Here is a 15,332-nt window from a genome sequence, read left to right on the forward strand (position 1 = left end):
CCCCCACCTCGGAGCCGTGACCCGTCCCGTGCGGCCGAGCGCCGTACGGGGCGTCATCCCGGAGCGCGGGGCAGCGTGCCACCACGATGAGTGGCGGAACGGGTGGCCGCCCGCGATGAGCGGCGCACCGCGCGAGCATTCTCGTGGGAGCCGGGTACCACTGGCGGGAACGGACGCGAGGGCGGGCGGCCGTCTGCCGATGATGCCGCCCCCGACGACCCCGTGACCGGTGCCGGACGCCTGCCCGGCACCGGTCACGGCGTTTTCACTTGAGGCCCGCGTCGAGCGCGCCCATCAGTGTGCCGGTGTCGCCGGACATCTCCCAGATCATCGCCCCGAGCAGACCCTTGCTCCGCAGCCAGGCGGCCTTGCGCCCGATCGACCAGGCGTCGTCGAAGCTCCACCACTGGCCGCCGCTGCCCGTGTAGCACGAGGTGGCCACCGCCTGCTCGTCATGGCTGACCGTGCAGTTCGGGACGCTCGCCACCAGGTTGGAGTAGCCCCGGGTGCCGGCCTCCTCCTGGAACTGGCCGGGCGCCGCGCCGTTGGCCTGCTGCCACTCGCCGCCCTTCCCGCCGTCGGTCACGCCCTGCCAGCCACGCCCGTAGAAGGCCAGGCCGATCGTGAGCTTGCGCGGGTTCACGCCCGCCTGGAGATAGGCGTTGACCGCGTTCTCCACACTGAAGTGGAACGAGTAGGGGTCGTCGACGTCGGTGTAGAGGTTCCCCTGGTGCCCGGTCCGGTTGGGCTCCCACGAGTTGTCGCTGCCCGAGCCGTGGAAGTCGTAGCCCTGGATGTTGAACACGTCGAGGTACTTGGCCACCTGGGGCAGGTCCCAGCCGGAGGCGATCTTCGCCGGGTCGGCCGGGGTGAACGCGCTGAGCAGGTAGTACTTGCCCGTCGTGGCTCCCAGCGCGTCGAGCTGCCGGCGGAACTCGGCGATCAGCGCGGTGTTGTTCGCCTTGTCGTTCGGGCTGACATGGTTGCCGGGGTGGCCTTCGGCGCCGGGCCACTCCCAGTCGAGGTCGATGCCGTCGAAGATCCCGGCGGCGCTGCCCGGGCCGCCCGCGCTGTTGTACACGGGCAGGTTGCCCTTGATGTACATGTCGATGCAGGAGCTGACGAACTTCTTGCGCGACGCGTCGGTGGCCGCGACGTCGGAGAAGTACTTCGAGTACGTCCAGCCGCCGATCGAGATGAGCACCTTGAGGTCCGGGTGCTTCGCCTTGAGCTTGCGCAGTTGGTTGTAGTTGCCGCGCAGGTTCTCCCAGCCGGTGTCGCCGACGCCGTCGACCGACTGCGCGGCGCTCATCGGCCGCCCGTAGTCGGCGTCCGCGTCACCCGCGCCGTCGCCCTGGCTCGGGTCCTGCGGGTTGGACGTGGTTCCCTTGGTCACGCCGTTGAGGCAGGTCAGGTTGATCGGGTCGATGTTGGCGAAGGCGTAGTTGAGGTGGGTCAGCTTCGCCGCCGCGCCGGTCGTTTCGAGGTTGCGCACGAAATACTGCCTGCCGTAGATGCCCCACTGGACGAAGTAGCCAACCCGGGCGTAACCGTTCCCGACGATGTCGGCCGTGCTCACCTTCACCGGATCGCTCGCGGCCGACACGTTGTCGTACAGGTCGCGCGCCCGCACGGTGAACGTGTACTCGGTGGACGGCGACAGCCCCGTGACCTTGGCCGAGGTGCCGGTCACCGTGGTCGCCAGATCGTTGCCGGTGTACACGTCGTACGCCGCCACGCCCTTGTCGTCGGTGGAGGCCGTCCAGGCGAGCGTGACGCTGGTGGCGTCCTTGGCGGTGCTGTGCAGACCGGCCGGAACCGTGGGCGGCCGGGTGTCGTCGGCGGGGTCGTTGGTCGTGACGGTGAGGGCGCCGCTCGCCGGGGACGGGTTGCCCTTGCGGTCCTTCGCCTTGACCGTGAACGTGTACGTGGTCTTCGGCGTCAGTCCGGTGATCGTCGCGCTCGTGCCGGTCACCGTCGCCGCGAGCGCCGAGCCGTTGAACACCTCATACGTGGTGACGGGCAGGCTGCCGGGGGGTGCGGGGTCCCAGGCCAGCATCACCGTCTTGGTGGTCTTCGCGGTGGCGCGCAGGTTCGCGGGCGCGCCCGGCGGGGTGTCGGGCGCGCCGTCGCACCGGACGTCGTTGACCCGGCAGCCGGTCGGCTCGGCCGCCGTGCTCAGCGTGAAGGAGGGGCTGTACGGCTCCGTCGAGCCGTGCGCCGCGATGGTGGTGTTGTAGAAAACCGGGGTGAGCGTGACCTGCCGCCCGCTCTGGTTCAGCGTGCCGTTCTGGGCGCCGCTCGCGGTCACCCCGGCAGGCAGCTCGAACACGATCGACCAGCCGTTCAACGCCGTGCCGGAGTTGTTGTTCACCACGAACTTCGCCTGCGTCCCGCTGGCGGAGAACGTCGCCGTCAGCGGCGCGGGCGGGGGAGGCGGGTCGCCGGTCCCGTCGCAGTTGGCGCCGTTGATCGTGCAGTTGGCCGGCTGGGCGGCGGCGCTGAGCGTGAAGGTGGGGCTGTACGGCTCGGTGGTGCCGCCCGCCCGGATCGTGTTGATGTAGTAGGCGGGGGTGAGCCTGACCTTCGTCCCGCTCTGGCTGATGGTCGCGTTCTGGGGATTGCCCGCCGTGACACCGGCCGGCAGGTCGAACTGGATCGACCAGCCGGTGACGGCGGTGGAGCCGGAGTTGGTGACGACGAACTTGCCCTGGGTGCCGGTGAGCGTGAAGACGGCGGTGATGCCGGTGGCCGCCCGAGCCGGCACGGCGAGAACGGACATCAGCAGGAGTGTCACGAGGAAAACGGCTGTTCGGCGCATCCGGCCTCCATCAATCGTTAGGAAAGTTTCCTAAGAATTAGCCGGAGCGTAGTTCCGCCGTGCGGCACGGGCAAGGCCCAATTTCCGCCCGTGCCGCCCGTGCCGCCGCGAACGGCCCGCCGGTGCCGCCGGTGCCGCAGGGAACGGCCGGCCGGTCAGGGCCGGTCCGGTCAGGTTCGGTCCGCGATGCCCTGCCCCTGCGGGCCGAGGTCCTGCCGGCCCGGCGATCCCGTGGAGCGGGGCACGACCAGCCCGGTCTCGTACGCCATGACGACGGCCTGGGGCCGGTCGGCAGCCCGAGCTTGCCCAGCACCCGGCTCACGTGCGTCTTGACCGTCTCCTCGGTGACGGTCAACCGGGCGGCTGTCTCGGAGTTGGACAGCCCCTCGGCCACCAGCCGCAGCACCTGCGTCTCGCGTGGGGTGAGCGCGGCAGGGACGGCGGGCTCGGGCATCGGCCGCAGGCGGGCGAACTCGCCGATGAGGCGGCGGGTGATCGAGGGGGCCGGCAGCGCATCGCCCGCCGCCACGACGCGGACCGCGTCGAAGAGGCGCTCGGCGGTGACGTCCTTGAGCAGGAAGCCGCCGGCTCCGGCGCGCAGCGCGTCGTAGACGGGACGGGTGGCGCGATCGTCGTGCCCCCACATCCTCGCGACCGCCTCCGTCCTGCCCCCGGACGTGGCGCGGTGGCTGCTGCGGCTCACCCCGGCGGCCGGGTTCGCGGTGCAGCAGAGCGTCCCGGACTACGCGCACGTCCTCGGCTGCTACGGCCCCCAGGCGCCGGGCTGCTCGGCGCCTGGCTGCTGGTGCGGGCGCGCGACGTGCGGGCCTAGAGGCGCTCGCGCCAGCGGGTGGTGATGGGCAGGCGGCGGTCGCGGCCGAAGTTCTTGGGCGTGATCTTCGGGCCCGGCGGGTATTGGCGGCGCTTGTACTCGGCCAGGTCCACCAGGCGGATGATCTGTGTGACCAGCTCGGGGTCGTGACCGGCCGCGACCAGCTCGTCGCGGCCCATGTCCCGCTCGACGTAGTCGCGCAGCAGCCGGTCGAGCACGTCGTACGGCGGGAGCGAGTCGGTGTCGCGCTGGTCGGGCCGCAGCTCCGCGCTCGGCTCCTTGGTGATCGAGTTCTCCGGGATCGGGGGCCGCCCCGGCTGGGCGTTGCGCCACTCCGCGAGCTTCCAGACCACGCTCTTGAGCACGTCCTTGATCGGGGCGAACCCGCCCGCGGAGTCGCCGTACAGGGTGGAGTAGCCGGTGGCCAGCTCGCTCTTGTTGCCGGTGGTCAGCACGAGGTGGCCGTGCTCGTTCGACAGGCTCATCAGCAGCATGCCGCGCACGCGGGCCTGCAGGTTCTCGGCCGCCAGGCCGTGCAGCTCGACCTCCTTCTCGAACGCCGAGACGATGTCGGCGATCGGGACGACCTGGGAGTCGACCCCCTGGCGGCGCACCAGCTCCTCGGCGTCGGTGATGGAGTGGTCCGAGGAGTAGCGCGAGGGCATGAGCACCACGTGGACCCGCTCGGGCCCGACGGCGTCGGAGGCGATCGTGGCGACGAGAGCGGAGTCGATGCCGCCGGACAGGCCGAGGATGACCGACCGGAAGCCGTTCTTGCGCACGTAGTCGCGCACGCCGAGCACGAGCGCGTGGTAGATCTCCGCCAGGTCGTCCAGCCGCTCGGCGACGACCGGCGCCTCCGGCTCGTACGGCTCGACCGGCGCGGCCGACAGCAGCACCCGCTCGACCGTGATGACCGTGCCGTCGTGCGCGTCGTGGCGGGACTCGCCGAGCTCGCCCGTGCCCTCCGGGAGCTCCAGGTCGGTGACGAACAGGTCCTCCTCGAACTGCGGCGCGCGGGCGACCAGCGTCCCGGAGGCGTCCACGACGAGTGAGTCGCCGTCGAAGACCAGCTCGTCCTGGCCGCCGACCATGTTCACGTACGCGAGCGCGCAGCCCGCCTCGCGGGCCCGCCGCGCGCACAGCTCCAGCCGCACGTCGTCCTTGTTCGTCTCGTACGGCGAGCCGTTGGGGACGACGAGCAGGCCGGCGCCGGCCTCGGCGACCACCGAGACGGGACCGCCGTCCTGCCACAGGTCCTCGCACACGGCCACGGCGACGTCCACGCCGTGCAGACGGAAGATCGGCAGGCGGTCGCCGCGCACGAAGTAGCGATACTCGTCGAACACCCCGTAGTTCGGCAGGTGATGCTTGGCCGACTTCGTCACCAACCGGCCCTCGTGGAGCAGGGCGACCGCGTCGAGCGGGGCGCCCTTGGGCTGGCCCACGCGCGGGGCGAGGTCGGCCCGGTCGAGGTAGCCCACCACGACGGGGAGGTCCCCGAGCCCCTCGTCGGCGAGTCGCGTGGCCGCCTTCGACAGCGCCGTGATCGACGCCTCCACGAACGACGACCGGAGCACCAGGTCCTCGGCCGGGTAGCCGGTCAGGAACATCTCAGGGAACACCACGAGGTGCGCGCCGCGCTCGGCGGCCCTTCGGGTCCACTCGATGAGCATGTCGGCGTTGCCGGCGATGTCACCGACGACCGGATTGGTCTGGGCGAGAGCGATACGCAGTTGAGCCACGGTCCCACCCTAAGGTGTCCGACGATTTGTCGTCAAAGCGACGATAAGGGTCAGGCGCCGAGTGACCCGGGGCTGACCAGCCCTCTTTCGTACGCCAGGACCACCAGCTGGGCGCGGTCGACCAGGCCGAGGCCGCGCAGCAGCGCCGCGACCTCGTCGGCCACCTCCTGTTCCGGCACGGCCAGCGTCATCGCGATCTGCCGGTTGGTGAAGCCCCGGGCGACGAGCTTGATCAGGTCGATGTCGGAGTCGGACAGGCCCTCCGGCGCCGCCGGGTCGCGCCGCCCGGCGAAGGCCGCGATGAGGTGCGTGGTGACCGCGGGGTCGAGCAGCGCGTCGCCCGCGACGGCGGCCCGGATCGCCGCGATGAGCTGCTCGGGGGCGGAGGTCTTCAGCACGAAGCCGCTCACGCCGGCCCGCAGGGCGGCATAGAGGTTCTCGTCGGTGCCGAAGGTGGTCATCATGATCACCTTTGGCGGGGCCTCCGCCGTGAGGATCCGCCGGGCCGCCGCCAGGCCGTCCAGGCGCGGCATCTGGATGTCCATGAGCACCACGTCGGGCCGCACCGCCTGGACGAGCGCGATCGCCTGCTCGCCGTTCTCCGCCTCCCCGACGAGGTGGAGCCCCGGCTCGCTGTCGAGGATCACCTTGAGACCGGTGCGCACCAGCGCCTGGTCGTCGGCGATCAGCACGCGCAGGGCCGCCGCGACGGCGCTCGCCCCCTCCGGCGCGGACGGCGCGGCCTCCGAGGCCCCGCTCGAAAGCGCGACGGCGGCCGGATCGGGGGCGTCCAGATGCTCCGCCTGGACGAGGATGTCCTGCTCCAGCCGCTGCAGGGTGGGGCCGAGGTCGAGACCGAGTTCGTCGCGCAGCGCCTCCCGGGCCCGCCGCAGCGCGCCGAGCGCGTCGCCCTGCCGTCCGGCGCGGTAGAGCGCGAGCGCGAGCAGCCGCCAGGCCTCCTCACGCAGCGGGTGCGCCGAGGCGTGGGCCTCCAGGTCGGGGATCATCGGGCCGGTACGGCCCAGCCGCAGCGCGGCGTCCGCGCGGCGCTCCACGGCGAGCAGGCGAAGCTCGTCCAGCCGCATGGCCTCGGTCTGCGCCCAGGCCAGCTCCTGGAACCCGGCGAGCGCGGGCCCGCGCCACAGGGCGAGGGCCGTCTCCATCCGCTCCAGCGTCGCGGCCGGGCTCTCGTGGTCGCTCTTGACCAGGTGCTCGAAGTGCCAGGAGTCCACGTCCTCGACGTCGGCCCGCAGCGCGTAGCCGGGCGGAGCGGACACCAGGACGCCGGCCTCCTCGCGTGGCGCGCGGTTCGGTTCGAGCGCCCGCCGCAGCCGGGAGACGTACCCCTGGATCGTGGACAGCGCCTGGGCGGGCGGCTCGCCGGGCCACAGCTCGTCGATCAGCACGCTCACCGGTACGGCGCGTCCTCCGGCCACGAGCAACCGGGCGAGCACGGCCTGTTGCCGTTGGCCGCCCAGGTCGAGCGTCTCGCCATCGGCAATCGCCTCGAACGGCCCAAGAGCACGAAAAGTCACCATCGCACGGTAAGCGTAGAGGCAGTGACCCTCCCGGGCGTGCCGGCAGCCTCTCGGTTGGGTCACGAGGCGGGCGGCGGGCGCGCTCAGGCGGCGAGGGGGAACCGGGCTTCGACGACCGTGCCGCCGCTGTCGGGCGCGGTGACCACGCAGCTTCCGCCCAGCTCGGCCGCGCGTTCGCGCATCGAGGACATGCCGACCCCCGCGCGCAGGTGGGCGGGCAGGCCGACGCCGTCGTCGGCGACCGTCACCCGCAGCTCGCCGCCGCCGTTCCCGCCCGGGGAGCGGGTGACGCGGACTTCGACCCGGGTGGCCCGCGCGTGGCGGCGCACGTTGTTCAGCGCCTCCTGCACGACGCGATACACCGCGACCTCCACGGCGGCGGGCAGTCCGGTGAGATCGCCGTCCGCCCGCACGGAGACGTCCGCGACGCCGTCCGTCCCCGCGGGCAGCGTCTCCTCCGCCAGCGCCCGTACGGCTCCCGCCAGCCCGAGGTCGTCGAGGGCCGGAGGCCGCAGGCCGTACACCAGCTCGCGGATGTCGCCGGCCACCGCGTCCATGCCGGTCCGCAGGTCCCGCAGCAGGTTGTCGGCCGTGTCCGGGGACCTGGCCAGGCTGATCCTGGCCATGTTGATCGTCATCGCCATCGCTCCGAGCGTCTGGCCGAGCCCGTCGTGCAGGTCGCGGCGCAGCCGCCGGCGCTCCTCCTCCCGGGCGGCGAGGATGCGCTCGCGCGAGCGCTGGAGGTCGGCCGCCATCCGCACGGCGTGGGCCACGTCGGCCACGTAGGGGAGCAGCGTGGCGAGCACCCGCTCGTCGTGGGCGGCGGCGAACCGCCGGGCCCCCGGCGGGCCGACGAGCAGCCGGCCCACCTGCTCGCCGTGCCAGATCAGCGGCACCTCGCGCGGCGACGGCCCGACCTGGCCGCTCTCGACGTACCGCGGGCTGCCGTCGGCGATCTCGACCGCGACCCCGCTCACGGCCAGGCCCTCGCGCACGACCGTCACCACCGACGCCAGCGCGTCGGCGGGATCGGCCCGGCGCACCTCCTGGGTCAGCCGCTCGGCGAGCAGCGCCGGATCGCCCACCCGGCCGTACAGCGCGCGGTCGACCAGGCGCTGCAGGGAGCGGCGCAGCGGCTGGAAGAACCCGCCGGCGAACAGCGCCGCCGCGAGCCCGGCCACCTGGTGATATCCGGAGACGACCAGGCCGGCGACCGCACCGACCCCGAAGTAGACGGCGCTGATCGTGCCCAGGAGCCCGGCGGTGACGAAGGTCCGGCTGATCACCGTGTCGATGCCGTACAGCCGGTAGCGCAGCGCCGCGAAGAGGATCGCGAACGGGATGAGCGCCGTCCAGAGCGTCGCGGGCAGCCACCACGACTCGCCCATCAGATACACCGCCACGTACACCGCGAAGGCGGTGAGCGGCCAGGCGATCTGCCGCCGCGTCGCCGGGTCGGCGTGCCGCAGCCGGAGCGCGAGCGAGGCGAGCGCGGCGACGACGCAGGCCCGGATCGTGTAGTCGAGGACCGTCCACGCCGTCGCCTGGTAGGGGACGAGGGCCCTGACCTCCAGCGGGTTGTGGATCACCTCCGGCCAGGCGTACGTGCTGGGGTCGGGATCGGGCCGCAGCAGGCCCAGAGCGATCTCGGCGAGGGTGGCGGCGGCGGCCGGCACGACCACCCAGCGCCAGCGGCGCGAGGGGAGCCGGCCGTCGGGTGAGTAGAGGGGGAGCAGGATCGCCAGCATCAGGCCCGCCAGCGCCCAGCAGGTGATCTCGATCACCCGGGCCGTGTTGGCCGCCCCCATCGCGCCCCGGGAGGCCCAGAAGAACGAGAGTGCGGTGAAGGCGGCGTTGCCCGAGCCCAGCAGGCCGCCCGCGCAGATCAGCCACGCGAGGCTCAGCCGGGGCCGCTGGGACACCAGGAACGCTCCCGTGACCGGGAACGTGAGCGCGACGCCGAAGTCCGGCGTCAGCGGGGGGTACGGCTGCCATTCCGCGGGGACCCGGACCTGGACCAGCACCCCTACGAGGGTCAGGACCAGTGCCATGGCCGCCATCACCCAGGCCACCGTCCGCGCGGGAAAGGCTGGGGGGTTCTCGTCCATCCTGGGATGGATTATGTCCTGTCCCGTTCCGCTCTGACCAGGAAACCGTCAGCTCGTTGAGAGCGAGGACCGGAGCTTCCGCCCGGCGCGGCGACGCCCCGATCCCCGAGACCTACGCCGTCTGCGCGGAGCGGCGGCGGACGGCGCGGCCGATGAGCAGCTGGCCCGCCGCCGCGAGCAGGCCGAGGCCGCCGAACAGGGGCCACACCAGCCCGGGGGCGGCGGCCAGCAGCCGGGTGCCCACCAGGGGAGCGAGCAGGGACCCGGCCGACCAGGCCAGGCCGTACAGGCCCGAGTAGCGCCCCCGCAGGTGGGGCGGCGCGAGCGCCGCGACGATCGCCCCCGGGATCCCCGCCGTGAGCACCTCGCCGAGCGTCCAGACGGCCACGGCCGCCGCGTGCCCGGCCGCGGACGACACCAGCGAGGTCAGCGCGAACCCGAGCCCGACGAGCGCGAACCCGGCCGCGAGCACCCTGGACGGGTCGAACCTGGCCAGCCACGCGTTCGTGAGCGGCTGGACGACCACGATCAGCAGGCCGTTGACCGCCATCGCCATGCCGTACGCGCTCGTGGGCAGCCCCTGGCCGGTCATGGCGAGCGGCAGCGTGCTGTACGCCTGCAGGTAGACCAGCGCGTACGCCAGGTTGCCCAGCACGAAGGCCAGCATGAGCCGGTCGCGCAGCACGTCGGCGAACCGGCCGGGCTCGGCGTCCTCGCGGGCCGGGCGGGTCTCCGGGATCGCCCGCCACACCAGGAGGCCGAAGATCAGGCAGGTGACGGCGTCCACCCAGAACAGCACCGTGAAGCCCGAGCGGGCGAGCCAGCCGCCGGCCACCATCGCGACGGAGAAGCCGAGGTTGATGGCCCAGAACAGCAGCCCGAACGCCCGGGGGCGGTCCTCCGGCGGCACCAGGTCGGCGACGATCGCCTGCGACGCCGGCCGGTAGGCGTCCACCACGATGCCCAGCACGAGCATGCCCACGACGAGCCCCGGCACGCTGGTCGTGTAGCCGAGCGCGACCATGGTGACGGCCGTGGCGACCATGCCGCCGGTGAGCGTGACCCGGCGCCCGAGGCGGTCGGCCAGCCATCCGGCGACCGGCTGCGACAGCAGCGATCCCACGCCGAACATCGTCATGACCAGCCCCGCGGTGGCGAGTGAGACGCCGCGCGCCTGCGTGAGGTAGATGCCGATGAACGGCTCCACCATCGTGCCGAGCCGGTTGACGAACGATCCGCCGAACAGCACCCAGAACGGACGGGGCAGGCCGCCGACCTTCGACTGGATGAAGCCGGTCCTGCTGATCACAGTGGTCACGGTGTCCACCCTTGGACAACCGGGGCGTGCCGTGCCAATCTTTTAGCCCTGGCTGAAACGTGGGGGAGTGGCCGTGCCGGTGGAGTGGCGTTTCACGCCGGACGACGTGGCGCGGCTGCGCTTCGCGTTCTCCCCGATGTGGGAGCTGGTGGCCAGCCTCCGGGTGCTGCGGGCCCCCGGCCGCCACTCGCTGCACCTGCCGTGGCTGCGGGCCGTACGGCCGCGCCTGCGCGAAGTGGATCTCACCGACCTGTTCGCGCTGGTTCCGGAGAGCGGCTACATGCCCGACTTCCTCACCCCGCCGCCCGACACCCCGCTGCCGGACTTCGCCGAGGAACTGGAGCGGGTGCGCGCGACCCCGCCCGACACGGCGTTCGAGGAGGCGGTCTGGGTGCAGACGCCCGATCCCGCGGCGCTGCGGCGGTTCGCCGACGACCCGGCGGAGGGCGTGCGGCGGGTGGCCGACCGGCTGCGGGAGTACTGGACGGTCGCGTTCGAGGAGTTCTGGCCCGGGATCCGCGCGCTGCTGGAGGCCGACGTCATGTGGCGGGCCCGCACGCTGGCGGCCGGGGGAGTGCGGGAGCTGTTCGCCGACCTGCACCCCGGCGTCACCTGGCACGGCGACCGTCTCGTCACGGCCAAGAGCTGCGCCTACGACGGCGACCTCGGCGGGGACGGCCTCGTCCTCGTGCCGAGCGCCTTCTCCTGGCCGGACGTCTGGGTGATGTACGAGCCGTACCGGCCGATGCTGTGCTACCCGGCGCGGGGCGTCGGGACGCTGTGGTCGGACGGCACGCCCTGCACGCCCGAGGCGCTGGCCGCGCTCATCGGCCGCACCCGGGCGCAGGTGCTCACCGCGCTGGCCGAGCCCGGCTCGACCACCGGGCTCGCCCGGCGGCTCGGCCTCACGCCGGGCGCGGTCAGCCAGCACCTCGCCGTGCTGTCCGACGCGGGCCTGGTGGCGCGGCGGCGGCTCGGCCGCGAGGTGCTCTACCGGCGGACCCCGGTCGGCGAGTCGCTCGCCGCCGTCTGCTGATCACCCCAGGTGGGGCGGGGCGGGCACGGCGGGCAGCCGGGCGGCGACCGTCGTCCCGCGGCCGGGCTCGGAGGTGACGGCGCAGGTGCCGCCCAGCTCGGCCGCGCGCTCGGCCATCGAGCTCATGCCCACGCCCGACCTGCGGCCAGGCGGCAGTCCCACGCCGTCGTCGGCCACGACGACCCGCAGCTCGCCGTTCCTGTGCAGGACCACCCGCACACGCCGGGCCCGCGCGTGCTTGCGCACGTTGGTCAGCGCCTCCTGCACGATCCGGTAGGCCGCCACCTCCACGGCGGCGGGCAGCCCGGTCATGTCCCCGGTCACCCCGACCTCGGCCACCGACTCCTCACCCGCGGCCAGGCCGGGGCGCGCCTCCTCCGCCAGGGCCCGTACGGCTCCCGCCAGCCCGAGGTCGTCGAGGGCGGGGGGACGCAGGCCGTACACGAGCTGGCGGACGTCGGCGGTCACGCTGTTCATGCCCTCGCGCAGGTTCCGCAGCAGGGTGTCGGCCGTCTCGGGGGACCGTTCCAGGCTGTGGCGCGCCATGTTGATCGTCATCGCCATCGACGCCAGCGTCTGCCCGAGCCCGTCGTGCAGGTCGCGGCGCAGCCGCCGCCGTTCCTCCTCGCGGGCCGTCAGGATGCGCTCGCGTGAGCGTTGCAGCGCGGTGGTGAGCGTCACCGTGTGGGCGGCGTCGGCGACGTACGGCGCCAGCACCGCGATCACGCGCTCGTCGTGGGCGGCGGGGAAGCGGCGCCCGCCCGGCGGGCCGATGAGCAGGCGCCCGACCGGCTCGCCGTGCCAGACCAGGGGCATCTCCCGCACCACGGGATCGGGCCGCCCGCTCGTCGTGACGGTCCCGTCGATCTCCACCGCGATGCCGGTGACCGACAGGCCCTCGCGGAGCACCTCCAGGGCGGCGAGCAGGGCGTGCGCGGGGTCGGCGTGCTGCAACCGCCGCCGCAGCCCGGCGGCGAGCGTGAGCGGGTCGCCCCCCCTGCCGTACAGCGCGCGGTCGACGAGCCGCTGCAGGCCGCCCCGGATGGGGTGGAAGAACGCCCCGGCGAACAGGGCCGCGGCCAGGCCGGCGAACCGGTCGACGCCGGACAGGATCAGGCTGGAGCCCGCCCCGACGAGCACGTAGACGGCGGCCACGACGCCGACCAGGCCCGCGCCGACGAGAGCCCTGCTGATCAACGTGTCGATGCCGTACAGCCGGTAGCGCAGCACGGCGACCGCGATGGCGGCCGGCACCAGGGGGAGCGTGAGCGAGGCCGTCCACCAGACCGGATGACCGATCACCCACGGGATCACCACCCCGGCCATGGCCACCAGAGGCCACAGGATCTGGCGGCGCTCGATGCCGTCGGCCCGGTTGAAGCGGACGACGAGCGAGGAGAACGCCAGCGCCATGCCCACCGCGACGACCGTGTGCAGCGCCTGCCTGGTGCCCTGGTAGTACGGCGCGAAGGCCGCCACCTCCAGCGCGTTGTATCCCGTGCGCACGCTCGACGGGGCGATCAGCGAGCACAGCCAGTCGAGGGCGAGGGCCGTGGCGGTCACGCCCCCGGGCACGCACCACCGCTTGGACAGGATCCGCCCGGTGGGATAGAGCAGCGGCAGCAGCACCCCGAGCGCGTACGTCGTGAGGTTCCACACCCCGTCGGCGAACACCCAGATCGGGTGGACCAGCGGATGGCCGCCGTCGTGGACGAGCAGGGTCGCCGTGTTGGCGGCGAGGATGTTGGCGGCCGAGCCCAGGCCGCCCAGGCACAGCAGCCAGCCGAGCAGCAGCCGGGGCCGCGAGATCACCAGCAGCGCGCCGAAGATCGGGAACGTGGTGCCCGCCACGTCCTCGGGCGCGAACGGCAGCGGCGTGTAGGGCGCGTCGGGCAACTGGGCGGTCACCCAGATGTCGGCCAGCTCCAGGCAGATCGCCGCGCCCGCGATCGCCACCGCGACGGCGGGCCCGAGCACCCGCACCCGGCCCGGCCAGTCGAGCGCCCGCAGCCGCCGGAGCCGGTCGAGCGGACCCGCCGGGCCGGGGACGCCGTCCTCGATCTCCGCCTCCGGCGCCTCACCGGGTGCGGTGACGGTGCCGGGCGCTCCGGGTGTCGCCTCGTCCGCGGAGCCGCGCCGGGGTTCCGCGGAGTCGAGCAGCGGTCGTGCCACGGACGGGGGCTCCTTCGGGTTGTGCACCGGCATGCCGGGACGGTAAGGCGCGCGGGTCGACACGCGATCAACGCCGGATCAACAGCAACGACGACCCGGCCGCGAGTTTAGTTCGGTGTGATCTGTGTCACCGTCTGCCGTGCCCGTCTCCCCGGCGCCGCCGCCGTCGTGCGTCGGCCGTGAGCCGGAGGACCACCGGCTCACACCTCGTCGTAACCGCTGTGAAACACTCAGGAGGCAGACTGGTAGGCGACCAGACCTGTAACTCCGTGAGGTACGCCTTGGACCGCCAGCAGGAATTCGTCCTCCGCACGCTCGAAGAGCGGGACATCCGGTTCATCCGGCTGTGGTTCACCGACGTGCTCGGTTTCCTGAAGTCGGTGGCGATAGCGCCGGCCGAGCTGGAGGGCGCCTTCGCCGAGGGCATCGGCTTCGACGGCTCGGCGATCGAGGGCTTCTCGCGGGTCTACGAGTCGGACATGCTGGCCAAGCCCGACCCGTCGACGTTCCAGATCCTGCCGTGGCGCAGCGAGTCGCCGGGCGCCGCCCGCATGTTCTGCGACATCCTGATGCCGGACGGCTCGCCGTCGCACGCCGATCCGCGCTTCGTGCTCAAGCGGACGCTGGCCAAGGCGGCCGACATGGGCTTCACGTTCTACACCCACCCCGAGGTGGAGTTCTTCCTGCTGCGCAACCGGCCGGAGAAGGGCGACAAGCCGCAGCCCATAGACGAGGGCGGCTACTTCGACCACACGCCGCACAGCGCGGGCCACGACTTCCGCCGCAACGCGATCATGATGCTGGAGTCGATGGGCATCTCGGTCGAGTTCAGCCACCACGAGGGCGCGCCGGGCCAGCAGGAGATCGACCTGCGCTACGCCGACGCGCTGACCACCGCCGACAACATCATGACGTTCCGGCTGGTCATGAAGGAGGTGGCGCTGGAGCAGGGCGTGTGGGCCTCGTTCATGCCCAAGCCGTTCACCGACTACCCCGGGTCCGGCATGCACACGCACATGTCGCTGTTCGAGGGCGACCGCAACGCCTTCTACGAGCCCGGCGCCGACTACCAGCTGTCCAAGATCGGCCGGTCGTTCATCGGAGGCCTGCTCCGGCACGCGGCGGAGATCACCGCGGTGTGCAACCAGTGGGTCAACTCCTACAAGCGGCTGTGGGGCGGCGCCGAGGCGATCGCCGGAGCCGGAGGCGAGGCCCCCGCGTACATCTGCTGGGGGCACAACAACCGCTCCGCGCTCGTGCGCGTGCCCATGTACAAGCCGCACAAGAGCGGCTCGACCCGCATCGAGTTCCGGTCGGTCGACTCCTCCTGCAACCCGTATCTCGCCTTCGCCGTCATCCTGGCCGCCGGCCTGAAGGGCATCGAGGAGGGGTACGAGATGCCGCCGGGCGCCGAGGACGACGTGTGGGCGCTGACCAGCGCGGAGCGGCGGGCGCTCGGCATCCAGCCGCTGCCCCAGTCGCTGGACGAGGCGATCGTGGCGATGGAGCGCAGCGAGCTGGTCGCCGAGACGCTGGGCGAGCACGTCTTCGACTACTTCCTGCGCAACAAGCGCGCGGAGTGGCAGGATTACCGCCGTCAGGTGACCGAGTACGAGCTCGGCCGCTACCTGCCCGTGCTCTGACGGCGGTCACTCCGTCATCGCGGTGTTACAGTGTGCAAATCTTCCTGACACCCCTGTCTGTTTGGCTGGTCCCTACGCCGGAACAGTAAAATCGGTTCACTTGTTACGACTTTTACGGG

The 15,332-nt window shown here is 72.6% G+C and carries 8 protein-coding genes and 1 pseudogene; 2 read left to right on the top strand and 7 right to left on the bottom strand.

Annotated features, from left to right (window positions below; all coding sequences use genetic code 11):
- Positions 1-265: 265 nt before the first annotated feature.
- From ABZ857_RS12115 to ABZ857_RS12140, 6 genes and pseudogenes are all read right to left on the bottom strand, one after another.
- The gene (locus ABZ857_RS12115) at positions 266-2,782 is read right to left on the bottom strand and encodes a glycosyl hydrolase family 18 protein (protein WP_357041625.1); all 2,517 of its coding nucleotides are present in this window, start codon (positions 2,780-2,782) and stop codon (positions 266-268) included.
- A gap of 209 nt (positions 2,783-2,991) precedes the next feature.
- Positions 2,992-3,434, bottom strand: a pseudogene (locus ABZ857_RS12120) (response regulator transcription factor); the annotation flags it as partial.
- Between the two features lie 215 nt (positions 3,435-3,649).
- The gene (locus tag ABZ857_RS12125; RefSeq protein WP_357041628.1) at positions 3,650-5,398 is read right to left on the bottom strand and encodes an NAD+ synthase; all 1,749 of its coding nucleotides are present in this window, start codon (positions 5,396-5,398) and stop codon (positions 3,650-3,652) included.
- A 50-nt stretch (positions 5,399-5,448) separates the two neighbouring features.
- A complete protein-coding gene (locus ABZ857_RS12130) occupies positions 5,449-6,936 on the bottom strand; it encodes a BTAD domain-containing putative transcriptional regulator (RefSeq protein ID WP_357041630.1) in 1,488 nt (495 codons plus the stop codon).
- Positions 6,937-7,019: 83 nt separating this feature from the next.
- Positions 7,020-9,044: a sensor histidine kinase gene (locus ABZ857_RS12135; protein ID WP_357041633.1), complete on the bottom strand. Its 2,025-nt coding sequence runs from the start codon at positions 9,042-9,044 to the stop codon at positions 7,020-7,022.
- A 112-nt stretch (positions 9,045-9,156) separates the two neighbouring features.
- Positions 9,157-10,362, bottom strand: coding sequence for an MFS transporter (locus ABZ857_RS12140; protein ID WP_357041637.1), 1,206 nt, complete (start codon positions 10,360-10,362; stop codon positions 9,157-9,159).
- A 73-nt stretch (positions 10,363-10,435) separates the two neighbouring features.
- On the opposite strand from ABZ857_RS12140, the gene ABZ857_RS12145 reads away from it, so the two are divergent.
- Positions 10,436-11,398, top strand: coding sequence for a DUF5937 family protein (locus ABZ857_RS12145; protein ID WP_357041640.1), 963 nt, complete (start codon positions 10,436-10,438; stop codon positions 11,396-11,398).
- On the opposite strand, the gene ABZ857_RS12150 is transcribed toward ABZ857_RS12145, so the two are convergent.
- Positions 11,399-13,603, bottom strand: coding sequence for a histidine kinase (locus ABZ857_RS12150; protein ID WP_357041643.1), 2,205 nt, complete (start codon positions 13,601-13,603; stop codon positions 11,399-11,401). It abuts the gene before it with no gap.
- Between the two features lie 248 nt (positions 13,604-13,851).
- On the opposite strand from ABZ857_RS12150, the gene glnA reads away from it, so the two are divergent.
- Complete coding sequence (gene glnA, locus ABZ857_RS12155) at positions 13,852-15,213, top strand: type I glutamate--ammonia ligase (protein WP_357041879.1); 1,362 nt, start codon at positions 13,852-13,854, stop codon at positions 15,211-15,213.
- Positions 15,214-15,332 lie beyond the last annotated feature (119 nt).

The organism is Microbispora sp. NPDC046933 (assembly GCF_040644635.1).
Taxonomy (GTDB): domain Bacteria; phylum Actinomycetota; class Actinomycetes; order Streptosporangiales; family Streptosporangiaceae; genus Microbispora.

Excerpts from the sequence above, each read along its gene's own strand:
- ABZ857_RS12150 (WP_357041643.1), bottom strand. The coding sequence starts at position 13,603 with ATGCCGGTGCACAACCCGAAGGAGCCCCCGTCCGTGGCACGACCGCTG.
- ABZ857_RS12130 (WP_357041630.1), bottom strand. The coding sequence starts at position 6,936 with ATGGTGACTTTTCGTGCTCTTGGGCCGTTCGAGGCGATTGCCGATGGC.
- ABZ857_RS12135 (WP_357041633.1), bottom strand. The coding sequence starts at position 9,044 with ATGGACGAGAACCCCCCAGCCTTTCCCGCGCGGACGGTGGCCTGGGTG.
- ABZ857_RS12115 (WP_357041625.1), bottom strand. The coding sequence starts at position 2,782 with ATGTCCGTTCTCGCCGTGCCGGCTCGGGCGGCCACCGGCATCACCGCC.